The 22191-nt window shown below is 64.3% G+C and carries 20 protein-coding genes and 1 pseudogene; 10 read left to right on the top strand and 11 right to left on the bottom strand.

All coding sequences use genetic code 11. The features are described 5' to 3' along the window. Positions 1 to 27 precede the first annotated feature (27 nt). The gene (gene acmB, locus ACFFWD_RS38060) at positions 28 to 1221 is read left to right on the top strand and encodes a methyl acetate hydrolase AcmB (protein WP_376974500.1); all 1194 of its coding nucleotides are present in this window, start codon (positions 28 to 30) and stop codon (positions 1219 to 1221) included. Positions 1222 to 1458: 237 nt separating this feature from the next. Here the strand turns inward: acmB and ACFFWD_RS38055 are convergent, their stop codons facing one another. The 3 genes from ACFFWD_RS38055 to ACFFWD_RS38045 are packed head-to-tail and all read right to left on the bottom strand — an operon-like array spanning position 1459 to position 5203. Beyond that, positions 1459 to 2736 (bottom strand): citrate-proton symporter, encoded by a 1278-nt coding sequence (locus ACFFWD_RS38055; RefSeq protein ID WP_376974499.1) that lies wholly within the window; start codon positions 2734 to 2736, stop codon positions 1459 to 1461. A gap of 32 nt (positions 2737 to 2768) precedes the next feature. Further along, positions 2769 to 4226, bottom strand: coding sequence for an NAD(P)-binding domain-containing protein (locus ACFFWD_RS38050; protein WP_376974498.1), 1458 nt, complete (start codon positions 4224 to 4226; stop codon positions 2769 to 2771). Continuing rightward, complete coding sequence (locus ACFFWD_RS38045) at positions 4223 to 5203, bottom strand: LysR family transcriptional regulator (protein WP_376974497.1); 981 nt, start codon at positions 5201 to 5203, stop codon at positions 4223 to 4225. Before ACFFWD_RS38045 ends, ACFFWD_RS38050 begins: the two co-directional genes overlap by 4 nt. Positions 5204 to 5296: 93 nt before the next feature. Between ACFFWD_RS38045 and ACFFWD_RS38040 the strand changes: the two genes are divergently transcribed. From ACFFWD_RS38040 to ACFFWD_RS38030, 3 genes are read left to right on the top strand one after another with little or no spacing between them, the layout of a single operon-like run. Then, positions 5297 to 6445, top strand: a complete 1149-nt coding sequence (locus tag ACFFWD_RS38040) for a PLP-dependent cysteine synthase family protein (protein ID WP_376974496.1) — start codon at positions 5297 to 5299, stop codon at positions 6443 to 6445. Further along, on the top strand, positions 6442 to 6927 hold the full coding sequence (locus ACFFWD_RS38035; protein WP_376974495.1) for a CMD domain-containing protein: 486 nt from the start codon (positions 6442 to 6444) through the stop codon (positions 6925 to 6927). Before ACFFWD_RS38040 ends, ACFFWD_RS38035 begins: the two co-directional genes overlap by 4 nt. Then, the gene (locus tag ACFFWD_RS38030; RefSeq protein ID WP_376974494.1) at positions 6924 to 7496 is read left to right on the top strand and encodes a peroxidase-related enzyme; all 573 of its coding nucleotides are present in this window, start codon (positions 6924 to 6926) and stop codon (positions 7494 to 7496) included. The genes ACFFWD_RS38035 and ACFFWD_RS38030 overlap by 4 nt, the downstream gene beginning before the upstream one ends. A 102-nt stretch (positions 7497 to 7598) precedes the next feature. Here ACFFWD_RS38030 and ACFFWD_RS38025 read toward each other — a convergent pair whose 3' ends face one another. From ACFFWD_RS38025 to ACFFWD_RS38015, 3 genes are all read right to left on the bottom strand, one after another. Continuing rightward, positions 7599 to 8732: a threonine synthase gene (locus tag ACFFWD_RS38025; protein ID WP_376974493.1), complete on the bottom strand. Its 1134-nt coding sequence runs from the start codon at positions 8730 to 8732 to the stop codon at positions 7599 to 7601. 11 nt (positions 8733 to 8743) lie between these two features. After that, complete coding sequence (locus ACFFWD_RS38020; protein ID WP_376974492.1) at positions 8744 to 10792, bottom strand: acetoacetate--CoA ligase; 2049 nt, start codon at positions 10790 to 10792, stop codon at positions 8744 to 8746. A gap of 72 nt (positions 10793 to 10864) precedes the next feature. Continuing rightward, a complete protein-coding gene (locus ACFFWD_RS38015; RefSeq protein WP_376974491.1) occupies positions 10865 to 11494 on the bottom strand; it encodes a TetR/AcrR family transcriptional regulator in 630 nt (209 codons plus the stop codon). Between the two features lie 123 nt (positions 11495 to 11617). On the opposite strand from ACFFWD_RS38015, the gene ACFFWD_RS38010 reads away from it, so the two are divergent. From ACFFWD_RS38010 to ACFFWD_RS38000, 3 genes are all read left to right on the top strand, one after another. Further along, positions 11618 to 12469 (top strand): TauD/TfdA dioxygenase family protein, encoded by an 852-nt coding sequence (locus tag ACFFWD_RS38010; protein WP_376974490.1) that lies wholly within the window; start codon positions 11618 to 11620, stop codon positions 12467 to 12469. Positions 12470 to 12759: 290 nt separating this feature from the next. After that, the gene (locus ACFFWD_RS38005) at positions 12760 to 14046 is read left to right on the top strand and encodes an MFS transporter (protein ID WP_376974489.1); all 1287 of its coding nucleotides are present in this window, start codon (positions 12760 to 12762) and stop codon (positions 14044 to 14046) included. Between the two features lie 134 nt (positions 14047 to 14180). Further along, positions 14181 to 15188: a glycoside hydrolase family 3 N-terminal domain-containing protein gene (locus ACFFWD_RS38000; RefSeq protein WP_376974488.1), complete on the top strand. Its 1008-nt coding sequence runs from the start codon at positions 14181 to 14183 to the stop codon at positions 15186 to 15188. A gap of 561 nt (positions 15189 to 15749) precedes the next feature. On the opposite strand, the gene ACFFWD_RS37995 is transcribed toward ACFFWD_RS38000, so the two are convergent. Then, positions 15750 to 16169: a hypothetical protein gene (locus ACFFWD_RS37995; protein ID WP_376974487.1), complete on the bottom strand. Its 420-nt coding sequence runs from the start codon at positions 16167 to 16169 to the stop codon at positions 15750 to 15752. Between the two features lie 585 nt (positions 16170 to 16754). Between ACFFWD_RS37995 and ACFFWD_RS37990 the strand changes: the two genes are divergently transcribed. Then, positions 16755 to 17360 carry a helix-turn-helix domain-containing protein gene (locus tag ACFFWD_RS37990; RefSeq protein ID WP_376974486.1) on the top strand — a complete coding sequence of 202 codons (606 nt, stop codon included), beginning with the start codon at positions 16755 to 16757 and terminating at the stop codon, positions 17358 to 17360. Positions 17361 to 17459: 99 nt separating this feature from the next. On the opposite strand, the gene ACFFWD_RS37985 is transcribed toward ACFFWD_RS37990, so the two are convergent. The 3 genes from ACFFWD_RS37985 to ACFFWD_RS37975 form a co-directional block, all read right to left on the bottom strand. Next, a complete protein-coding gene (locus ACFFWD_RS37985) occupies positions 17460 to 17708 on the bottom strand; it encodes a hypothetical protein (RefSeq protein WP_376974485.1) in 249 nt (82 codons plus the stop codon). A 109-nt stretch (positions 17709 to 17817) separates the two neighbouring features. Next, on the bottom strand, positions 17818 to 18546 hold the full coding sequence (locus tag ACFFWD_RS37980) for a Crp/Fnr family transcriptional regulator (protein WP_376974484.1): 729 nt from the start codon (positions 18544 to 18546) through the stop codon (positions 17818 to 17820). A gap of 183 nt (positions 18547 to 18729) precedes the next feature. Beyond that, the gene (locus tag ACFFWD_RS37975) at positions 18730 to 19440 is read right to left on the bottom strand and encodes a Crp/Fnr family transcriptional regulator (RefSeq protein WP_376974483.1); all 711 of its coding nucleotides are present in this window, start codon (positions 19438 to 19440) and stop codon (positions 18730 to 18732) included. 684 nt (positions 19441 to 20124) lie between these two features. Here ACFFWD_RS37975 and ACFFWD_RS37970 point away from each other — a divergent pair. Next, the gene (locus tag ACFFWD_RS37970) at positions 20125 to 21840 is read left to right on the top strand and encodes a DUF1522 domain-containing protein (RefSeq protein ID WP_376974482.1); all 1716 of its coding nucleotides are present in this window, start codon (positions 20125 to 20127) and stop codon (positions 21838 to 21840) included. Here the strand turns inward: ACFFWD_RS37970 and ACFFWD_RS37965 are convergent. Next, the gene (locus ACFFWD_RS37965) at positions 21837 to 22046 is read right to left on the bottom strand and encodes a hypothetical protein (RefSeq protein WP_376974481.1); all 210 of its coding nucleotides are present in this window, start codon (positions 22044 to 22046) and stop codon (positions 21837 to 21839) included. The genes ACFFWD_RS37970 and ACFFWD_RS37965 overlap by 4 nt on opposite strands. On the opposite strand from ACFFWD_RS37965, the pseudogene ACFFWD_RS37960 reads away from it, so the two are divergent. Further along, a pseudogene (locus ACFFWD_RS37960) lies at positions 22036 to 22191 on the top strand (flagellin); the annotation flags it as partial. The gene ACFFWD_RS37965 and the pseudogene ACFFWD_RS37960 sit on opposite strands and share 11 nt — an antisense overlap.

Genomic DNA, 22191 nt, shown 5'->3' with positions numbered 1-22191 from the left:
CATCACAAGCAATATGGGAGGAAGACAATGAGCACGAATTTCAGTGCGGCAGCAGATGCGATTCTCGACGGCGTTGTGACATCAAACCCGCGCGTCCCCGGCGTCGTTGCCATGGTGACCGACCGCCATCGCAACATCTATGAAGGCGCCGCCGGCAAGCGCCGCCTCGATCAGCCCGCCGACATGACGACCGACAGCGTGTTCGCCATCTTCTCGACGACCAAGGCGATCACCGGGACGGCCGTGCTGCAGCTCGTCGAGGAGGGCAGGCTCGATCTGGACGTGCCGGCCAGAACCTACGCGCCCGACATCGGCAAGCTCCAGGTGATCGAAGGTTTTGACGACAAGGGCGAGCCACGGCTCCGCGCACCAAAGCGCGACATCACCACCCGCATGCTGATGGTGCATTCCGCCGGCCTGAGCTACGACTTCATCAATCACACCTACAACCGCCTCGCGCAGGAGAAAGGGCAGCCGAGCGTCATCACGGCGTCCAAGGCGTCGCTGATGACCCCGCTGCTGTTCGATCCCGGCGAGCGGTGGGAATATGGCACCAACATGGATTGGTGTGGCCAGATCGTCGAGGCGATCACGGACAGGCGGCTCGGCGAGGTCTTCAGGACGCGCATCTTCGAGCCGCTCGGCATCAAGGACACGACCTTCGAGCTCTCCGACCCGATGCGCCGCAAGCTTGCCGGCATCCACGCGCGCAACGCCGACGGCTCGCTCGCGCCGATGGATTTCGAGCTGCCGGCCAATCCCGAAATCCACATGGGCGGCCACGGACTTTACGGCACCATCGGCGACTACATGCGCTTCATCCGCATGTGGCTGAATGACGGCGCCGGCGAGCACGGCCGTGTCCTGAAGGCGGAGACCGTGCGGATGGCGGAGAAGAACCACCTCGGCAACAACAAGGTCACCGCGATCACCGGCGTGATCACCTCGCTCGCCAACGATGCCGAGTTCTTCCCCGGCCAGTCGAAATCCTGGGCGCTCAGCTTCATGATCAATGAGGAGCAGGCCCCGACCGGCCGCCCCGCCGGCGCGCTGGGTTGGGCCGGCCTTGCCAATTTGTTCTACTGGATCGACCGCCAGAACGGGTTCGGCGGCTACTGGGCCACGCAAATCCTGCCGTTCGGCGATCCGACATCGTTCATCGGCTACATCAATTTCGAAACGGCCTTCTACGACGCGCTGAAGCTGCGCAAGGCAGGCTAGGGAATGATGAGATGAAGTGGTGGCCGCGCAGGTGCTGCGTTCCCTCTCCCGCTTGCTGGCAGGGCAATTGCGCATGACGTCAGCGGGCTTTGGCGCTGACGTTTCCGCATCGTCATGGCCGGGCTTGTCCCGGCCATCCATGCCTTTCTTCACAGGGAAACCAAGACGTGGATGCCCAGGACAAGGAGGCGCCGCGATCCGGAGGCGATCCTCCCCCGGCGCTGTGAGCGTTCCCGACTATCGCGGTTTCATGTCGGCGGGCCGCATCGCGATGACGGAAATCAGGCCGAGGGCCACGCCGATCATCACATAGAAGATCGGCGCCAGCGGCGAGGCCGTGAGCGCGAGGAGCCAGGTTACGAAGAACTGCGCGAAGCCGCCGGAGATCAGCACCGCGACATTGTTGACGATAGAGAGCGAGGTCGACCGGATCCGGACCGGGAAGAGCTCGACCAGTGTGGTGCAGTAGACGCCGAGGAAGAACGCACTGAAGAATCCGATCACGACCTGGCTGACCAGGAGCTTCGTGATCGAGGGCTCGGCGATCACCCAGCTATAGAGCGGATAGAGCGAGACGAAATAGCCGACCAGCGACACCAGCAGCAGCGGCTTGCGCGGGTAACGGTCGGACACAGTGCCGGCGATCGGGACCACGATCACCATCACGAGCGCCGCGATCATCTGCACCAGGAAGCTCTGCGTCAGCGGCAGCTTGAGCACCTCCTTGGCGTAGGTCACGGTGTAGCCGAAGGTGACGTAGAACGAGACCGCGCTCGCGACCACCATCCCCATGCCGATCAGGTAGTTGCGGCCCGGTCGCTTCAGGTCGGATGTGAAGGCCGCCTTCTGCGCGGTCGCCTTGTCCTGCCGAAGGGCATCCGGCTCGACCAGCCGGGCGCGCATGTAGAGCAGGATCGGAATGATCGCGAGGCCGACGAAGAACGGAATCCGCCACGCGCCGGCGGTGAGCTGCTCCGGCGTGAACATCAGCGTCAGGCAGGCGCCGAGCGTTGCGCCGAGCACATTGGCCATCAACTGGCCGGTGATCTGCCACGAGCCGTAGTAGCCGGTGCGGCCGGGCGGGGCGGCTTCGATCAGATAGGCGGTGGAGGTGCCGAACTCGCCGCCGACCGAGAAGCCCTGCAGGAGGCGCGCGACCAGCACGATGAACGGTGCTGCGATCCCGACGGTCGCGTAGGTCGGCGTCAGCGCCAGCATGGCGACCGCCAGCGCCATCAGCGTCATGCCCAGCGTCATTGCAGCCTTTCGCCCCTTGCGATCGCCGAAATAGCCGAGCACGACGCCGCCGATCGGCCGCATCACGAAGCCGGCGCCGAACAGCGCGGTTGTCAACAACAGCGCGTTGATCTCGCTGCCGGGGATGTTCGGATCGACCGGAAAGAACAGGTTCTTGATGACCGGGGTCATCAGGGCGAAGATCGTGAAGTCGTACCATTCCATCGCGTTGCCGGCGATTGCCGCCACGATGGCATTCCGGTTGTTACTCGTCTGCATCTGCGCTGACCTGTTGGTTTCCTGAGGCGGGTCTATCCGGCGGGTTGCTTCGCATCGGCGTCGGTCCATTCGTCGCCGAGGATCTCGGGCGTTGCGAATGCCTTGAGGTTTTCGAAATGGCGTTCGCGATCTTCGACGAACAGCCGGCGGACGATGCCGCGCGCGAGCCGGTCGGCACCCTCGCTGATCGCCGGGATGTCTCCACTGAGCTTGCCGTGGCTGAGCGTCGCCGGGTAGTTGAAGCAGTGCAGGCGGGACAGCGCCGGACATGCGCCCGGCACCTTTTCGAGGAATTCGAAGCTATCGCCGAGGTCAGGCGACGATTCCAGCTCCGGATTGGCCATCCCCTCGGGGACGCCGAAGCGATCGGACCACTGACGGACGTGGGGCGCGAATTCGGCAAGCTCGGGACGCAGACCGAAGTCGACCTTGAAGCCGGTGCCGAAGATGATGAAGTCAACGGCGTAACGGCCCTTGGGCGTCATCACGACGAGATGATCGCTGTCGACGGCGAGATCCGTGACCGGGCTCGCCAGGTGGAAATGCGCCTGCGGATGGGCGGAGATGCGCAGCACGCTCGGCCGCGGCGGCGGCGTCTGCGCCCGCAGCGTGTGATCGAGGAAGCGCCACTTCCACTCGTCCGGCAGGCCCGCGAAGCCGTGGACGACGCCCTGGCTGCCGATCCCGGTGAACTTGTTGATGCGCGGGATGTCCGGCCGACGGATGAAGAGATCGAGCCTGCCGGCGCCGGCTTCGAGCGCGGTCGCGGCATTGTCCATCGCGGAAGCGCCCGCGCCGACCACGGCGACGCGTTTTCCCTGCAGACGCGCGAAATCGATGGCCTCGGCTGAGTGCGCCCAGAAACGTCTGTCGATCCCATCTGCGATCGGCGGCAGATAGGGACCGCCGAGACCGTCGCGTCCGGTCGCCAGCACGACGCGGCGCGCGAGAAGCTGCCGTGTGCGATCGCCCTCGTTGATGTCGAGCGCCAGCAGATCGTCGGACCGGGCGCGAATACGCTCGACCGACACCTCGTTGCGGACGGGCAGGTCGAGCACCCGGCGGTACCAGATCAGGTACTCCATCCACATCGTGCGCGGCGCGCGATCGAGAGTTTTCCAGGCCGCCTCGCCATACTGCGCCTCGTAGAAGGCGCGGAACGTCAGCGCCGGCAGCCCCATGGCCGGGCCGGTCAATTCCTTCGGCGAGCGCAGCGTGCGCATCCGCGCGAAGGTGACCCACGGGCCTTCCAGGCCGGCCGGCGCGCGATCGAGCACGAGGTGATTGTCGACGCCGAGGCGCTTCAGCATGCCTGAGGTGACGAGGCCGGCCATTCCGGCGCCGACGATAACGACGTCGACCACGTCCCGCCCGTCGGCTACGCGGCGCGGCACCCATGGCTTGGACGGCAGTTCGAGCCAGGCGAGGTCCTGCTTCAGGCGCGCTTCGAGCGCGGCCAACCCGGCTGCGTTCGCGGTGGTCGCCGTCATGAACGTTCCCTCTCGAAAGTATCGGCCTCGCCGGCCGGCTCGGACCACGCGGCCTCGCCGCCGTGAAGGGTCGCGCCGGGCATCAGCGTGACCGCAACGCGCAGCGCATCGTTGATCGCGGCGACCGTCGGCGTGAGCTCGCGCCCGGTGGGCGAGATCGCAGCAAACAGGAAGGGGATGGCAACATCGAGCGGGCGGGTGACCACGCCGTCCACCGCAAGGCTCGAGGTGAGCACCGGCTCGACGATCGCGATGCCGAGCGACTGTTTGGCCATCGCGATCGCGGTCAGCGACGCGTTGGTCGCAATGACCTCTGCCGGCGCCGCGCCGGCGCGCGCGATAGCTTCCTCGACGCGGCGGCGCAGCCGATAGGGATTCGCCATGGTCAGGAGCCGGCGGCCGTCGAGATCCTTCAGGCGGATCACCTTGCGCTTGGCGAGCGGATGATCCGCGGCGAGGCACGCCACGCAGGGAACCTCGCAGACCCATTGCACGTCGAGGCCAGGATGCTGGACCGGCAGGCTGGCGAGCCCGAAGTCGACCGATTGCGCAAGCACCGATTGCACGACGTTCTCGGCCGAGAGCGCCTGCACATGGATCTGCCGCGGCAACAGATGTTGATCCACCGTTGCGAGCGCGACCGGCACGACGCCTGCAGCAAGCGCCGGGATCGCGGCGAGGCTCAGCACCGGCAGCGAGCCGGCTCCGATCGCCGCCGCGCGATCGCGGATGTGCTTCAGCCCGAGCAGAAGACGCTCGACCTCGGCGTGGAACAGGATGCCTTTCGGCGTCGGCGTGATGCGCGGGCCATTCCTGGAAAACAGGAGATAGCCGACATCGGTCTCCAGGTCCTGGATCTGCCGCGTGACCACCGGCTGCGAACGGCCGAGCAGCCGGGCCGCGCCGGTGATGCTGCCGGCCGACATCACAGCGGCGAAGGCTTCGAGCAGGCGGATATCGATGACGTCGTCTTGCATCCTTCAATTCTGTATCATTTATATTTGGAATGATAAAGCTATCTTGATGCTCATTAAGAATTATGATTTCATGGCGGCATGTCGAACGGGCACATGTCCTCCCGCCAAAATCGCCCGGCCGGGCCGAACTACCGGCGCGGCTGGGTCGATGAGGCCGTGTCCGCGATCGAGGCGGACCAGTGCCGCACGGCCGATACGCATCTGATGCGGCTGATCGTGCCGGCGCTGTCAGGCATCGACATCTATCTGAAGGACGAATCGACCCACCCGACCGGCAGTCTCAAGCATCGCCTCGCGCGATCGCTGTTCCTCTACGCGCTGTGCAACGGACACATCCGCGAGGGCACGGCCGTCGTGGAGGCATCATCGGGCTCGACGGCGGTCTCGGAGGCCTATTTCGCGCAGATGATCGGCGTGCCGTTCTACGCGGTGATGCCTCGCACGACGTCGGCCGAGAAGATCGCCGCGATCGAGCATTACGGCGGCAACTGCCATTTGATCGACGATGGCCGAGCGCTCTATGCCGAGGCCGCCGCGCTCGCCGCGCGTCTCGGCGGTCACTACATGGATCAGTTCACCTTCGCGGAGCGCGCGACCGATTGGCGCGGCAACAACAACATCGCCGAGTCGATCTTCACCCAGCTCAACGGCGAGCAGCGCCCGCTGCCCGAATGGATCGTGATGGGTGCCGGTACTGGCGGCACCTCGGCGACCATCGGGCGCTATTTGCGCTATCGGCAATTTCCGACGCGGCTTTGCGTCGCCGACGTCGAACATTCCGCCTTTTTCGATTGCTTCCGCACCCAGGATCGCTCCCATGTCTGCGAGCGGCCCTCGCTGATCGAAGGCGTCGGCCGCCCGCGCTGCGAGCCGTCGTTCGTTCCGGGTGTGGTCGACCGCATGATGAAGATTCCGGATTCGGCATCGATCGCGGCGATGAACGTGCTGTCGCGCCTGCTGCGCCGGCCGGTCGGCGGCTCCACCGGCACCAATTTCCTGGCGCTCTGCCGCCTGGCGTCGGAAATGCGCAGCGCGGGCGGCACCGGATCTCTGGTCACGCTGATCTGCGATTCCGGCGAGCGCTACCGCCAGACCTATTACGATCCGGCGTGGCTGAAATCCCGCGGGCTCGATCCGGCGCGTTACGAAGACGAGCTGAACGCATTCCTCGGCAGCGCGCATCCCCTCGGCTTCACGGTCGAGGATGTCCCAAACCCTCGCGACCTCAGGGAAACGGCATGACGACGCTGATCGAAACGTTGGCCGGCGTTCCGCCGGCTTCAAAGCTCGGCGCGGCGTTGAAGGCGCGGGCCGAAATCCTGCGCCTCAGTGAAGCCGCGCATGACGCAGTGCTGCTGCCGCGAGAACCGGGCGGATTGAGCCATGCCCTGCGGGCCGCGCTCGCAGCGCGAATGTGCCGCCATGTCGGCAATGATGAGCTCGCCGGCCACTACGATGCCTATCTGGCGCATTCCGGTGATCTCGATGTGGCGCCGCTCGCGCACCCCGACGGGACATGCGGCGAGCCGCGGCTCGATGCGGTGGCGCGTCATGCCGACCTCTTGACGATCGCGCCCCGCGAGGCGACGCGCCGGGATATCGAAGCGCTCAAGGCTGCCGGCGTCCGCGAGCCGGATATCGTGCGCCTCGCCGAACTGGCCGCTTTCGTGAATTATCAGCTCCGGGTCATCGCCGGTCTGAAAGTCCTGAAAGGCGTGCAATGAGCGAGCCCGTCCACCGCTTCACGGCCAAGGTCCCGACCTGGTCGCCCTATGTCACGCCCGTCGATCTCGCGACTGCGACGCCTGAGCAACTCGCGGCGATGAAAGTGACGCCGTCGAACACCGGCTTCTCGCCATACGTCCTGACGCTGGCGCACGATCCGGAGTCGCTGGAGGTGCGCTCGCCGCTGTTCAACATGATCATGTATGGCAAGGACGGCCTGTCGTCGGCGGAGCGCGAGCTGGGCGCGGTCGGCGCCTCCATCGTCAATCGCTGCGTCTATTGCGCCGCCGTGCATGCCTCGCGTTTCATCGGCATCACCCGCCGCAGCGACATCATCGACACGATCTTCGCCGACGAGCGCGATGCCAAGCTGCCGCCGCGCGACCAGGCGCTGTTCGATTTTGCGGCCAAGCTCTCGACAACACCGGTCGAAGTCGGCGCGGACGATGGCAGGGCGCTGGCGGATGCCGGGCTGAGCGAGCTCGAACAGCTTGATCTGGTCCTGTCGGCAGCGCTGTTTGGATGGGCCAACCGGTTGATGCACACGCTCGGCGAACCGCGCGCGTAAGTTAGAGCATGATCCGGAAAAGTGTGAAGCGGTTTTCCGAAAAGATCATGGTTAAACAAGAAGCTAAGGCGCGATGACGATCTAACCTGATCTCATCGCGCCTTAGCCCTTCGTCAGGATATCCGTGATCAGCGAGGCGGCCTTGATGCCGGTCCCGGTGATGATGACGACGGTGCGCTCGCCAGGCCGGATCGCGCCGCGCTGCGCAAGCACGTCGATCGCGGCAGCCGCCGAGGCCGATGTCGGCTCGACGAACAGGCCGGTGCGCGCAAGCCGTTTCAAGGCGGCGACGATCCCGTCCTCGGGGATCGCGACCGTGCCGCCGCCGCTCTCCTTAAGCGCCGCCACCATCTGCGTCAGCCGCAGCGGATGCCTGATCGCCGTGCCCTCGGCGATCGTCTTGTGGACTGCGCGATCGACGGGTGTGTCGACGCCGGCTGCGAAACTGGCATCGACCGGCGAGCAGTTCAGCGGTTGCGCGGCGAACAGCCGCGGCATCCGCTTGATCTGCCCGGCCGCCAGCAGCTCCTTGAAGCCGATGTAGCAGCCGAGCAGGCTGCTGCCGGCGCCGACCGGCATGATGACGTTGTCGGGCGCGGAATGGTTGAAGTCCTCCCAGATCTCATAGGCAAAGGATTTCGTGCCCTGGAGGAAGAACGGCTGCCAGTTGTGGCTGGAATAGAAGGTCTGCTTCGATTGGCGGATGGCTTCCGCTTCCGACTCCTCGCGCGGGCCTTCGACCAGTTGAACCTCGGCGCCGAAGGCGTGCATCTGCGCGACCTTCACCGGCGACGTGGTGGCGGGTGCGAGGATCTTCACCCGCATGCCGCCCGCGGCGCCATACGCTGACACGGACGCACCGCCATTGCCGGAGCTGTCTTCCAGCACCGCATCGACGCCGAGCTGCCGCAGGAACGACAGCATCACGGTGGTGCCGCGGTCCTTGAAGCTCGCGGTCGGATTGAACCATTCGAGCTTGAAGTGCGGGCGAAGGTCGCCCCATTCCCGCTCGACCATGGGCGTGCAGCCTTCGCCCATGGTGATCGGCCTTGCGATCTCGGCTGGCAGCGCGGCGCGATACCGCCACAGCGATCGGACGCCGCGATCGATCTCGTCGCGCGAGATGCCGGCGAGCGGTGTCACCAGCAGCGGCTTGCCCTCATCCGAGCACCAGCGCGGAACATCCAGCGGGTAGAGCTTGCCGCTGAGCGGGTCGATATAACTGGGCGATTGCATTCGTCAGATCCTCACGCGGCGCCGGCCGTCTTGCTCAGATAATTCCGCGCAAACTCCAGATACCAGTCGAGAGACCCGGGATTGGCCATCGCGTCCTTGTTGATGACCTTTTCCAGGGGATGGCCGAGCAGGAGCTTCTTGATTGGCAGCTCCTGCTTCTTGCCGGACAGCGTGCGCGGGATTTCGGCGACCGCGAAGATGTCGTTGGGCAGGAAGCGGCGCGACAGCCCGGCTTCGACCGCCTTGTTGATTTTCGCCTTCATCGCGGCATCGAGCGCGACGCCGTCGCGCAACACCACGAACAGCGGCATGTAGCTGTCGCGGCCGAGGTATTCGAGGTCGACGACCAGGGAGTCGAGCACCTCCGGCAAGGCCTCGATCGCGGAGTAGAGCTCGCTCGTGCCCATGCGTAGGCCGTGGCGGTTGATGGTGGCATCGCTCCGGCCGTAGATCACGCAGGAGCCGTCGGGGTTGATCCTGAGCCAGTCGCCGTGCCGCCACACCGGGCCGCGACCGCTGCCGTCGAAATTGTCGGGATAGGTCTCGAAATAGCTCGAGCGATAGCGCGCGTCGCCGGGATCGTTCCAGAAGCGCAGCGGCATCGAGGGCAAAGGCTCGGTGCAGACGAGTTCACCGACCTCGTCGATCACGGCACGGCCCTGCTCGTTGAAGGCCTCGACCGCGCAGCCGAGCAGGCGGCATTGCATGCTGCCCGGCGTCTGCGGCAGCTCGCGATTGCCGCCGATGAAGGCGCCGGCGAAATCGGTGCCGCCGGAGATATTGGCCCACCAGATGTCGGCCTGCGCGGCGCTGCCGTTGCTCTTCGCGAGCGCGGCAAAGCGCTCGTTGAACCAGGCCTGGGTGTCGGCGCTGAGCGGCGATCCGGTCGAGCCCAGCGCGCGCAGCCGCGCGAGATCGCCGACCGCGGCGAGATCGATCCCGGCCTTGGTGCAGTTGGCAAAGAACGCCGCGCCCGCGCCGAAGAACGTCGCCTTTGCATCGGCGACGAAGCGCCACAGCGTGGTCCAGTCCGGCTTGTCCTTGGTGCCGCCGGGACTGCCGTCGAAGATGCAGCAGGTAGTACCGTTGAGCAGGCCGTTGGCCTGACAGTTCCACATGATCCAGCCGGTCGAAGAGTACCAGTGGAAGCGTTCGCCGAACGAATTGTCCTGATAGCTGCAGCCGATGTCGTTGTGCAGCGTCATCAGCGGCAGCGCCACGACGATGATACCGCCATGGCCATGCACGATCGGCTTCGGCAATCCGGTGGTGCCGGAGGAATAGACAATCCAGAGCGGATGGTCGAACGGCAGCCAGTCCGGCTCGAACGCATCGATCTCGCCGCCGGTGGCGGACAGGATGTCGGAGAGACGCGGCTCGGACGCGGTTGCCGCGTCGCTGTGCAGGATGACGTGCGCGACGGTCGGCAGCGAGCGGCGCAGCTCGTCGATCACCCCGCGCCGATCATGACGCTTCCCCGCATAGGTCACGGCATCGCAGGCGATCAAGACCTTCGGCTCGATCTGCTTGAAGCGGTCGATCACGGCGGGGGCCGCCATGTCGGGCGCGCAGACGCTCCAGATCGCGCCGATGCTGGCGGTGGCCAGCAACGCGATGATGGCCTCCGGGATGTTCGGCAGATACGCGGCGACGCGATCGCCCGACTTGATGCCGTTGCGCTTGAGATGCAGCGCCAGCGCGGCGACCTTGCGCCGCAATTCCGGCCAGCTCGTTTCCGTTAAGATGCCGTCTTCGCCGCTCGCGACGATGGCGGGCTGGCCGGCAGCGTGCGCGGCGTCGACATGGCGCAGCACCTGGCGCGCATAATTCAGCGAGGCGCCCGGAAACCAGATAGCGCCGGGCATCTTGCGGCTCGCCAGCACCGCGCGGTGCGGTGTCGGCGACTGAATGTCAAAATAGTCCCAGATGCTCTGCCAGAAGCCGTCGATGTCGGTGACCGACCACTGCCGCATCTCCTCGAAGCTGCCAAGGCTCAGGCCGCGCGTTTCCTTCAGCCATTGGCGATAGAGGGCCATCTGCGGGACGTAAGGTGCTGTCATGGTCTGTTCCGGCTCGTCTTGCTGCTCTCGGCGGCAGCCATTGTTGCGCAACGCTTTAACACACAGCGTGGTTCAATCCCGCTTGTCGTCTGGCGGCCTGTCGCTGGCCCCGGAGCCGATGGTGATTTGATGAAAGACACGTCGCAACTCAGGCTCGAAGGTGTCGTCGTCGAGCTGGATCGGACCGGGGGCGATAAGGACCGCGTTATTAAGCGTGCCGTAGAGCATCTGGCACGCGAAACGAGTCCTGCGCTCGATGTCGGGATCGTTTGGAAACCGTGGCAGCAAGCGCGCCACCAGCCGGTCGGCGATTGCCTGCCCGTGTAGACGAAATGGCTCCCATACGGTCGGATCCGTCATGCTGCGGCGGATGGCGGCGCGGATCAATCCCCGCCGCTTCCGATAGGCCTTCAGCGTGGTCGCGATCGCATCTGCCAGAATTTCCTCTGTACTCAAATGTTCGGCGCAATCGAGCGGGCTGTGCATGAATGCGCTGTCGCGATCGACGACGTCGTTGATCAACGCGCGAAAGAAGCCGTCCTTATCGGCGAAGCGGCTATAGAACGAGCCCACCGAGCATTGGGCGGCGGCGGCGATCTCGGCCACCGACAGGTCGTCGAAACTCTTGATTTCACAAAGTTTTCTACCCGCGCCGACAAGCGCGTCACGGGTCGCGCGGCTGCGCGCCTGCTTGGCGGGCAAGACATCGCCTGGTTCCGGATGTTTCATCGCTGTTGACTATAATTCGAATTTGAGTTCGAATTCATATATGGGCGCGCCCAGAGCAGGGCAGATGCCGCAACAAAACGATGAGGGGACGCCAGTATGCAGAAGGAGACGGTCACGATTCGCAGGCTCACGGGCGGATGTGGTGCGGAAGTGCTTGGGGTCGATCTCGCAAGCGACCTCGGCAATCGCCAATGGGACCAGGTTCGCCAAGCCTTTCTGGACCATGGCGTCATTTTCTTTCGCGATCAACAATTGACGCCGGAGCAGCACATCGCCTTCGCGCGCCGATGGGGAAATATCGACATCAACAAGTTCTTCACGGCGGCGCCGGGCTACCCGGAAATCGCCGAGGTTCGCAAGGAGAAGGATCAGAAGACCAATATCGGCGGCGGCTGGCACACCGACCATAGCTACGACGCCGAGCCGGCGATGGGCTCGATCCTGCTCGCGCGCGAAGTCCCCGACGAGGGCGGCGACACGCTGTTCTCGAATATGTATCTCGCCTACGACACCTTGTCGGACGGACTGAAGCGGACGCTCGAGGGACTACGTGCCATCCACTCCGCTGCTCACGTGTTCGGCGCGAAATCCGCCTACAAGCAGGGCAACGATGAGCACAAAAAGCGCTTCGGCAACGAAGACTTGGCCGTGGGTGAAGTCTCGCATCCAGTGGTGATCAATCACCCGGAAAGCCGCCGAAAGGCGCTCTACGTCAATCCTGGGTTCACCCTTCGCTTCGACGGGTGGACCGCAGACGAGAGCAAGCCCCTGCTCGACTTTCTCTATCGCCACGCTGCCCGCCCCGAATTCACCTGCCGCTTCCGCTGGCGTCCGGGTTCGATAGCGTTTTGGGACAATCGCTCGACGTGGCATTACGCCGCCAACGACTATCACGGACACGATCGCCTGTTGCATCGGATCACCGTTGCAGGCACGCGCCTTTCCTAGAGCAAGATCCGGACCCGCAGGGCCGCGTTAGCGCAAAGCGTGGAGCGGTTTTCCCTCGCGACAAACGCGGAACGCGTTTGCACGGAGGTCATGCTCAAACAAGAAGCCAAAGCGCAATGACGATTCAACCTGATCTCATCGCGCTTTAGTGCACGCGGAGGCGCTGAACGCGCGTTCAGATGCCGCCCGAATTCGCGACGGTCCGGGTCGACCTGACGACAACGTCGCTTCGTTAGAAAACAAGACGCAACTAAAGCGTCAATCCAGACCGCTAACGCAAAGGAAACGCCATGACTGTGGTCCGGCCCGAGAAAGGCGCGTGGGGCATTGTCGCCCTGTTGTTCCTGTTCATGATGATCAACTTCGCCGACAAGGCCATTATCGGACTTGCCGGCGTGCCGATCATGACTGAGCTCAATCTGACGCCCAAGCAATTTGGTGTCGTCGGATCGAGCTTCTTCCTGTTGTTCTCGATCTCGGCCGTTGTCACCGGATTCATCGTCAACCGCATACGGTCGAAGTGGGTCCTGCTGGTCATGGGGCTGGTTTGGGCGCTGGTTCAGTTTCCAATGCTCGGCACCGTGGGGGTTGAACTCCTGATCGCCTGTCGCATCATCCTCGGCGCCGGCGAGGGACCTGCCTATCCGGTCGCGCTGCATGCAGCCTATAAATGGTTCCCGGACCAGCAGCGCGCGATCCCGAGCGCAATCATCGCACAGGGCGCGGCGGTCGGCGTCGTGATCGCGATTCCGCTGTTGAACGCCATCATCACGAACTACAACTGGCACTACGCATTCGGCGCGCTTGGCGTCGTTGGACTTGCGTGGGTTGCGGCGTGGGCGCTGATTGGCAAGGAGGGCAGGATTGAGGAGCAGGCGGTGACTGCCGCGACGGACGCTCACGCGCATATCCCCTATCGCGATCTCCTGCTCAGCCCGACCAACCTGGCGTCCTGGTGCGCGTATTTCGGTGCCTATTTCGGTCTTGCGCTCGTCTTGTCCTGGTTCACTCCGTATCTGGTCAAAGGGCTTGGCTTCGAGCAGTCATTGGCGGGCAAGCTGACCGCCTTGCCATTCATCGTCGGCTTCTTCGTTGTCGTCGGCGCGAGCTGGTTGTCGCAGCGAATGATGCAGGCGGGATCGAGCAGCCGGGCGGCCCGCGGTATCTTTTCGGGCGTTGCCATTTGTCTCGGTGGCCTGGCCTTGCTCGCCGCACCCTATGCGCCGAACGTGGTGGCGACACTAACGCTGATAGTTGCCGGGACGACGCTGCCGTCGGTCGTCTACGTTCTCTCTCCGGCGATTCTCGGCGAGATCACGCCCTCTTCTCAACGCGGTGCGGTGTTGGCGATCAATAGTGCGGTCGGTACCTCGGCCGGTATCGTCGCTCCCTATATCATGGGCAGCATGATCGAAGGCGCGGCATCGGCCGCGGAAGGATACAGTCAAGGATTCATGGTCTGCGGCGCCGTGACGCTTATCGGCGGCGTGATCGGGCTCGCGTTTCTGCGTCCGGAAGCAGATCGGGCGGGCCTTGCGTCGCGCGCAAACGCGAGAGTCGTCGCATCGCCAGCGTAAGCCTGGCAAAGGACGTCAACCCCGCGAGTGGCGTATCCCGGTCTGCTCACGGGGCGGCCTATTCTTGTCGCTTCCGTCGCGTGCTATGTCGTCTGTGCGCCTGATCCAGGCATACGCACAGCCAAGGCAAGCAAATGCCCATGCCGTTCGGCGAACTCTTCATCCTAGGCTTCCACGGCAAGGTGATCCCGCTATGGCTGAAGGATTTCGCCGCACGCTTCGGGCTCGGCGGCGTCATCCTGTTCGACTACTCCTGCCAGACCCGGCAATACGACAACAACATCGCCTCGCCCGATCAGGTGCAATCGCTCTGCGCCGAGATCGCGGCGCTGCCATCTGGCCCGCTGGTCTTCATCGACCAGGAGGGCGGGCTCGTGCGCCGGCTCAAGGACAGTCTTGGATTCCAACCGCTGCCGAGCGCGAAGGACTTCAACTTGCTCGACACGGCGGAGAAGCGGGAGATTCTCGCCGCGAGCTACGGCGAACTGCGCCGGCTCGGCATTCGCTACAATTTCGCGCCCGTCATCGACGTCGATGACAATCCCGACAATCCCAACATCGGCAAGATCAAGCGGTCCTATTCGGCTGATATCGGCGAGGTCGAAGCCAACGCGCGGCTGGTCGACGCGGCGGCGCGCGCGGCGCGGATCGGGCTCTGCCTGAAGCATTTCCCGGGCATCGGCGGCGCCAGCGTCGATTCGCATCTGGAGTTCATGGATATCTCGGACGCGTTGCGTCCGGAGCAGGAGGAGCTGTTCTATACGCTGGCGCCGCAGATCCATGGCGATGCGGTGCTGGTGAGCCACGCCATCGTCCGTCCCTGGGACGCGCACAATCCGATGACATTGTCATCGGCAGGAATCGGCCGGCTCCGCCGCCGCCTGCCCGAGACGCTCCTGATCACCGACGACATGCAGATGCAAGGGCTGCAAAAGGCGCTCGGCACCGCCGCCGCGAGCCGGCGGGCGCTCGGTGCCGGCATGGACATGGTCTGCATCGGCAACAATCTGTTCGTCCAGGAGCGGGAGATGGCCGGGCTCGCCGAGGCGGTTGCCGCTGCCGCGCAGGATGGGGCGCTCGATCGGGCGGCCGTCGCGCAATCCATTGCGCGGGTGCGAAAGCGCAAGGCGCTGCTCGCGTGAGTGCGGGCAAAATTCTCCGGGAGACGCGACGACGATGGAACCAACCATCATTGCCGCGAATTAATGCAGACGCTTACCGGGGCTCAACAACCATGAAGATGCTCACGCGTCTCTTCCGATCGATCTGGCCACGCCGTGTTGCGCGCAGATCAGCCGATGTCTCGCCTGCTTCCATTGATCCTGACGAATTCACCCGCTTGCTCTGCAGCGGGCGCCGCGAGGATTTGCGGATTCTGGCTCGCAAGCTGAGTCAGCGCCCCAGGGCTCACGCGTAGCGGTGGCCCGCGCGCACCGGGCGCCGGCTCCGGTCGGCGGAACCGGCACGGCCCCGTCGCGACCGCAACGCGATCGCCCATTGCCTCATTTTGCCTTCTCGTGGTTCGCAATCCCGATTGCGCCCGGCATCGCAGTCATTTTGCCTTCTGGTGGTTCGCAATCCCGGATTGCGCCCGGCATCGCCGTCATTTTGCCTTCTCGTGGTTCGCAATCCCAATTGCGCCCGGCATCGCAGTCATTTTGCCTTCTCGTGGTTCGCAATCCCGATTGCGCCCGGCATCGCAGTCATTTTGCCTTCTCGTGGTTCGCAATCCCGATCGGTTTGTAGTCGTAGGTCGGATAGAACTCGGTGCGATAGGCGCCCCAGGCATTGTTCTCGATGACGCGGTTGACCTCGCGCAGCCGCGACGCCGGCAGCCGCAGCGTCACCACCTGACCGATACCCATCATCACGTACCAGCTCACCACCTCGACGCCTTCAGGCGGAAACGCCTTGTAGAAGCCTTGCCGCTCGAGTTGCGCGTTCAGTTCGCTTAAGGGGCGGGACTGGTCGTGCTTGAAGAGGATCGTGATCATGACGGCGTTGTCAGGCGTCGGCGGTGTCTGGTCGGTCGGCGCGGTCTGCGCCAACGCACCGGATCCCAACGCCAGGACAACGGCCACGGCCGCGATCGCCATCCAGGATCGCTGTCGTCCTTGCTTCATCGCAGCCTCCTTGTCGGGGTCTTGCGGGATATTCCGAGGTCGCGATCATTGGGGCGACCGCAGCGGCTGTAAATCGCGATCTGTCGGTCCAGGGAGCTGTTGGCGAGGATGTGAACCGTCTCACAAGCGTGCATTGCAGCGCGCGTTATGCAGGGGAGGTGGGGCCATCTCGGTGTCGAGGACATCACATGTCGACGCGGCGACTGGCGTATTGGTGGTTCAGGTTCGTGGTGTCCGGGCGGTTCCTGCAAAAGTTCCTGCGGCTGCGCAGGCGCTGACGCCGGATAGGGCTCCGAAGTGCCCATCATGGCGAATCATCACCTTGCCGGTCGATCGCTGTCGTCAAAATGCAACCCGCTGATCTGGCGAAGGTAAACGCAAACCCCGTCAAATTACGGGGATTTGGGCGGTCGAATGACCGTAGTACTACCGGAATTTGATTCCCTTATATGAGATTCATTGCAAAATTGGCGGCAACCTGCCTCTGTTTGGCTGTTTGGGCGCCCGAATCACAGTTGCGTTATCAGTATTTCTACCGAGTTCCACGTTAACCGAGACACAGTTCAGCTTCGGTAAACCATACTCATGACGCAGCACGACAATCGCGCCGAGGCCCATCTCCCGAAGTGGATCGAGGAGGGGCCTCTCCCCGAGCCCCAGAATGAAGTTGGCCGGTCGGCCGCCCCGCGGGCGCAGGCCGTCGAGGAGGCCGGAGCGGCGCTTGCCCGCCAGTTCAACGGACCCATGACCGCGCTGCTGCTCTATATGAACGAGATCAAGCAGCACAGCCATCAGTTCGCGCAGGCGCCGGGCAACGGCATCTATCTGCAGCAGATCATCGAGAATGCCTTCGAGCAGACCGAGCGTGTCTGCGCCATGCTGAAGCAGATCTCCGACCTGTATCCCAACGCGGTGCCTGCCATCGATCTCAATCCGCTCCGCGAGAACAAGCCGGCACGCCCGCGCTCGCCCGACGTGATGTTTGCGCCGGAAGCCGGACAGAAGCCGTTGACCAAGCGCGAGCGCGAGGTGCTTAGCCTGATCAGCGACGGCTATTCGAACAAGCAGGGCGCGCTTCGCATGAACATCAGCCCGCGCACCTTCGAGAGCCATCGCGCCGAAGCCATGCGCAAGCTCGGTGCGCGCAACACTGCGGATCTTGTCCGCAAGGCCCTGCTGCATCCGGCCTGAGCGGTCCCTGACATTTCCTGGAGCAATGAAGGCGCAAGCGAGCGCCGACGCCCGTTGTGCGTCTCGGGAAGCGCCGCGGCGCGACGGCGCGGGATTGGCTCAGAAATAGTCTTCCGCGAGCGCCCGCATGCGCGGCGCCAGCCGGAGCGCGGAAGCGGCGGGCTTCGGCTCTTCCGGAATGATCGTGATGATCCATGCCACCGCGACGCTCGTCTTGCTTTCGACGATCGAGCGGATGCGGCCCGTGATCGTCGCGTCGGCCGAGCGCACGGTGGCGGTCCTGCCATTGAACTGAGCGATGCGGAAGCGCCTGGCTTCCTTCCGGTCGGTCGTTTCGTAGATGAACATCAGCGCCCCCGCGTCTCCACCCGACCATCGCCATTCAACGTTATCCGACGGTGAAAATCGCAAGCCGTAGAAGTACGGCAGCACGCGGCGCGGATCGCCGCCGGCAGCGTCAGGCGGCGGTGCAGGCGATCTGTTGGTGATGGAGCAGTCTCGTGTACTGCGCCTTGACCGTCGCGTAGCATTCGCACGAGGTCTTCATCAGGCCGTCGAGATTGGTGATCTCGATATGGCCGCGGCTGTAGTGGATGAAGTTCGCTTCCTGCAGGGTATGGGCGACCAGCGACACGCTGTTGCGCCGCGCGCCGATCATCTGCGCCATCGCTTCCTGCGTCAGGACGATCTTGTCGCTGCCGGAAAGGTCGCGTGTGTGCAGCAGGCACCGCGCAAGCCGCGATTCCACGGTGTGCGCGGCGTTGCAGCCGGCGGTCTGCTGGATCTGGGCGTAGACGGCGAGCCCGTGCCGCGCCAGCGCGGCACGAAATGTCGGGCTCTGGTCGGCTGCGGCGCGCATCACGTCGAGCTCGACTGTCGAGGCGACCCCGGGCACCAGCACGACCGCGCTGTTCAGCGCGGTCGCATCGCCGAGTGCCGAGAATGCGCCAAAGATGCTGTCGCGGCCGACCATCGCGATCTGGACGTGTTCGCCGCGCGCCAGTTTGACCACCAGCGAGATCACGCCCTTATGCGGCATGTAGGCGCGGCGGAGCGCCTCGTCGACCTCGACCAGAACCATCTCGGGGGCGAGGTCGACCGTGCGCAGGTGCTGACGGATCAATTCGAAATCGCTTGCCGACAGCGACGACAGGAATCCGTTCGGTGAACGCGGAACCGAATCCAAAGCAACCTCCTGCCTGACGGGCAAAGCTTGACTCTGGTACCTGGCGCTTGGCGCGCGCAAATCAGCTTGTGCCCGATATTGGCACGACTTCGCGCCAAGACAAACGGTCCGAATGGGCGAGCCGATATGCAGTTTGTGCCACGGATCGCATTTTGGGCCGCGATCGGGCGCGCGAAAGCGCCTTCAATCCGTCCTGCCGATCAATTGTTCGGCATGCCCCTTCACCGTTGCGTAACACTCGCAGGCGGTTTTCCGCAGAGCATCGATATCGGTGATCTCGATATGGCCGCGGCTGTAGCGGAGGATGCCGGCCTGCTGAAATGCGTGCGCCACGATCGAGATCGCGTTGCGGCGGACGCCGATCATCTGCGCCAGCATCTCCTGGGTCAGCGGCAGTCCCTCGCTGCCGCAGAGATCCCGCGCGCGTAGCAGCCAACGCGACAGCCGCGCCTCGACCGGGTGCGAAATGTTGCACGCGACCGATTGCTGGGTCTGCGCCGACAGTGCCTGCTCATGAAGTGTGACCAGGGTTCGGAACGTGGTGCTGCGATCCGCCGCCTCGCGAAAATCCTCCGCCGTGAACACCGAGGCGGTCCCCGGCACCACGACGATCGCATCCGTGAGCAGCGGGCCGCCATAGAGTGCGGCCGACGCGCCGACGATGCTGTCGCGTCCGACGGTCGCGATCTCCACCGACTGCCCGTCGGACAGATTGACCATCAGCGAAACGACGCCACTGTGCGGCAGGTAGACGCGCTGCACCGGGGCGCCGGCCTGGACCAGCATCGCGTCCTTGGTCAGCTCGACGGTTTCGAGATGCGGCTTGATGAGCGCAAGTTCCGCCGCGGGCAGGGCTTGCAACAGATGATTAAGCGGACGCGATACCGCAGACATTGGGTCTCCTGCCGAAAGGCGGGAGCACGAAGGTCTCGCATCACCTACTCATGGCGTGTGGGATGGCAGTGAACATAGCTTCCCCATCCAATTGCACAAGAGTTGCGGTTTGCGCCTTATGCCCTCTACAGGGCAGACCGCCGCCGTTGCCGCGGCGGAACCGGCGACGCACCGCGATTTGCAGAAAAAAGTGCTGCGCGATCAAGGCCCGGTCGGAAACTACGGCAGTAGGTTGGGCGCACGGGGGTGCCATACCGCGCGTCGCGGTTCCCGAAGCGCCACGTGTTGCGCTCGGAGAGCACGGCGTGACGTTGCCTGGGGCGGCAAAGGTTTTCACAATCTGCGGCATTTATTGATTTCGATTAAGCATACGGTGTGCCGGAGGCGGTGCGATCGCGCGACGGATTTTCGTCTCGGCGCACATTCGGCCGGCGCCGCAACAGCGCGCGAAGCCCTGCAAATACAGCACGACTCCACTTGTCGCCGCGCTTGCCCCGGCGGCGTCGTCAGCTCGTTTCCCAACGCGTGCAGCGAGCTCCCGTAGAATTACCGAACGGCCCTTGTTGGTATTTGTACGGACCGGCCCTTTAACGAACGGGTAGCGCGGACAGCCCAGTGTGGCACCGACCGCCGCGTGAAAGTTGCGGCGTTGCGTCAACGTGTTCATCCAGAAGGGTACCCAGTATGTCTGAGATTGTTCTCTCGGCTTCGGTTCGTCAGAACCTCCTCTCCCTCCAGTCGACCGCCGATCTGCTCGCCACCACGCAGAACCGCCTTGCCACCGGTAAGAAAGTCAACACCGCGCTCGACAATCCGACCAACTTCTTCACCGCGCGGTCGCTCGACAACCGCGCCAGCGACATCAACAATCTCTTGGACGGGATCGGCAACGGCGTGCAGGTGCTGCAGGCCGCCAACACCGGCATCACCTCGCTGCAGAAGCTGGTCGACAGCGCCAAATCGGTCGCCAACCAGGCGCTGCAGACCCAGGTCGGCTACTCCTCGAAGTCGAATTTCTCGGTCTCGCTCGGCGCCGGCGCCACCGCGTCCAACCTGTTCGGCGGTAGCTCCTACACCGCCGCGACCCTGACCGGCGTGACCGCCAAGAACAACCTGACGACGCCCGCCAACGTCACCGCCGCGACCTCGCTGACGGTCGCAGCCAACGCCGACACCATCACCGCCACGATCGCCAACGGCGACACGTTGACCGTCGACGGTCACACCATCACCTTCAAGACCGGTGCGGCACCGGCGCCCGGCGCGGTCACCCCCGGCTCCGGCGTCAGCGGCAACATCGTCACCGACGGTGCGGGCAACTCGCAGGTCTATCTCAACGGCGGCGCCGCCAACATCGGCGACCTGCTGAAAGCGGTCGACCTCGCCACCGGCGTCCAGACCGCCACGATCTCGGCCGGCTCGGCCACCATCGCCGCTTCCGTCCCCGCCACCGGCACCGTCGCCTCGGTGAACGGCACCGGCCAGCTCGTGATCTCGACCGGCACCGCCGCCGACCTCGCGATCAGCTCGAGCAACGCGAACCTGTTGTCCTCGCTCGGCATCGGCACCGGCACCGCGACCACGTCTCTGGCGCGCACCCCCTCGACCAACTCGAACCTTGCCATTGGCGCGGTCCTTCAGGTGGCGGCGGTCGGCACCGGCACGGCGACCAACATCACCTTCGGCACCGGCGCGGGCCAGATCAAGGATCTCAACGGGCTGAACGCGGCGCTCGCCAACAACAACCTCCAGGCCACGCTGGACTCCGCCGGCACGCTGACGATCACGACCAACAACGACAACGCCTCGCAGCAGATCGGCTCGCTCAGCGGCTCGACCAGCCTGTTCGCCGGCAAGTCGGCCTCGGCTCCGGTCGTCGATCCGAACGCGCAGGCCGCCCGCGCCGGCCTGGTGTCGCAGTTCAACAACATCCTGTCGCAGATCACCACGACCGCGCAGGACTCCTCGTTCAACGGCGTCAACCTGTTGAACGGCGACTCGCTGAAGCTGGTGTTCAACGAGACCGGCAAGTCCACGCTGAACATCACCGGCACGACCTTCAACGCGGCGGGCCTCGGCCTGTCCAACCTGACGGTCAATGTCGACTTCATCGACAACACCGCGACCAACAAGGTGCTGACCTCGCTGTCCAACGCCTCCAACTCGCTGCGCTCGACAGCGTCTTCGTTCGGTTCGAACCTCTCGATCGTGCAGATCCGTCAGGACTTCTCGAAAAACCTGATCAACGTGCTGCAGACCGGCTCGTCCAATTTGACGCTGGCCGACACCAACGAGGAAGCAGCCAACAGCCAGGCGCTGTCGACCCGCCAGTCGATCGCGGTCTCCGCGCTGTCGCTGGCCAACCAGAGCCAGCAGAGCGTGCTCCAGCTGCTCCGCTAAGCCGCACAACGAAAACGACGACGGAAACGGCGGGGAAATCCCCGCCGTTTTCTTTTTGAAGCGATCAATCGAGCGGGTTGATCGCGCCCGCGCGCCCGCCTCAACTTTTGCAGACGCGCATTAACCTTCTGGTAGCCATAATCGAAATAATATCCGGGCGTCGGACCAAGAAGGTCCATCCAGAAGGTTGCCAGCATGTCCAGCATTGTTCTCTCGGCGTCGGTGCGCCAAAACCTGCTTTCGCTGCAGTCGACGGCGGATCTGCTCGCCACCACGCAGAATCGCCTCTCCACCGGCAAGAAGGTCAACACCGCGCTCGACAACCCGACCAACTTCTTCACGGCGCAGGCA

Source organism: Bradyrhizobium erythrophlei (genome assembly GCF_042430365.1).
Taxonomy (GTDB): Bacteria; Pseudomonadota; Alphaproteobacteria; order Rhizobiales; family Xanthobacteraceae; genus Bradyrhizobium; species Bradyrhizobium erythrophlei.
Note: the sequence above shows the minus strand (reverse complement) of the source record. Positions and strands in the feature narration are given on the sequence as shown.

Coding starts and splice junctions, on each gene's coding strand:
- ACFFWD_RS38055 (WP_376974499.1), bottom strand. CDS start 2,736: ATGCAGACGAGTAACAACCGGAATGCCATCGTGGCGGCAATCGCCGGC.
- ACFFWD_RS38010 (WP_376974490.1), top strand. CDS start 11,618: ATGCAGAAGGAGACGGTCACGATTCGCAGGCTCACGGGCGGATGTGGT.
- ACFFWD_RS37970 (WP_376974482.1), top strand. CDS start 20,125: ATGTCTGAGATTGTTCTCTCGGCTTCGGTTCGTCAGAACCTCCTCTCC.
- ACFFWD_RS37990 (WP_376974486.1), top strand. CDS start 16,755: ATGACGCAGCACGACAATCGCGCCGAGGCCCATCTCCCGAAGTGGATC.
- ACFFWD_RS37965 (WP_376974481.1), bottom strand. CDS start 22,046: ATGCTGGACATGCTGGCAACCTTCTGGATGGACCTTCTTGGTCCGACG.
- ACFFWD_RS38030 (WP_376974494.1), top strand. CDS start 6,924: ATGAGCGAGCCCGTCCACCGCTTCACGGCCAAGGTCCCGACCTGGTCG.
- ACFFWD_RS37985 (WP_376974485.1), bottom strand. CDS start 17,708: ATGTTCATCTACGAAACGACCGACCGGAAGGAAGCCAGGCGCTTCCGC.
- ACFFWD_RS37995 (WP_376974487.1), bottom strand. CDS start 16,169: ATGAAGCAAGGACGACAGCGATCCTGGATGGCGATCGCGGCCGTGGCC.
- ACFFWD_RS38040 (WP_376974496.1), top strand. CDS start 5,297: ATGTCCTCCCGCCAAAATCGCCCGGCCGGGCCGAACTACCGGCGCGGC.
- ACFFWD_RS38045 (WP_376974497.1), bottom strand. CDS start 5,203: ATGCAAGACGACGTCATCGATATCCGCCTGCTCGAAGCCTTCGCCGCT.
- ACFFWD_RS38025 (WP_376974493.1), bottom strand. CDS start 8,732: ATGCAATCGCCCAGTTATATCGACCCGCTCAGCGGCAAGCTCTACCCG.
- ACFFWD_RS38035 (WP_376974495.1), top strand. CDS start 6,442: ATGACGACGCTGATCGAAACGTTGGCCGGCGTTCCGCCGGCTTCAAAG.
- ACFFWD_RS37975 (WP_376974483.1), bottom strand. CDS start 19,440: ATGTCTGCGGTATCGCGTCCGCTTAATCATCTGTTGCAAGCCCTGCCC.
- ACFFWD_RS38000 (WP_376974488.1), top strand. CDS start 14,181: ATGCCCATGCCGTTCGGCGAACTCTTCATCCTAGGCTTCCACGGCAAG.
- ACFFWD_RS38005 (WP_376974489.1), top strand. CDS start 12,760: ATGACTGTGGTCCGGCCCGAGAAAGGCGCGTGGGGCATTGTCGCCCTG.
- ACFFWD_RS38020 (WP_376974492.1), bottom strand. CDS start 10,792: ATGACAGCACCTTACGTCCCGCAGATGGCCCTCTATCGCCAATGGCTG.
- acmB (WP_376974500.1), top strand. CDS start 28: ATGAGCACGAATTTCAGTGCGGCAGCAGATGCGATTCTCGACGGCGTT.
- ACFFWD_RS38050 (WP_376974498.1), bottom strand. CDS start 4,226: ATGACGGCGACCACCGCGAACGCAGCCGGGTTGGCCGCGCTCGAAGCG.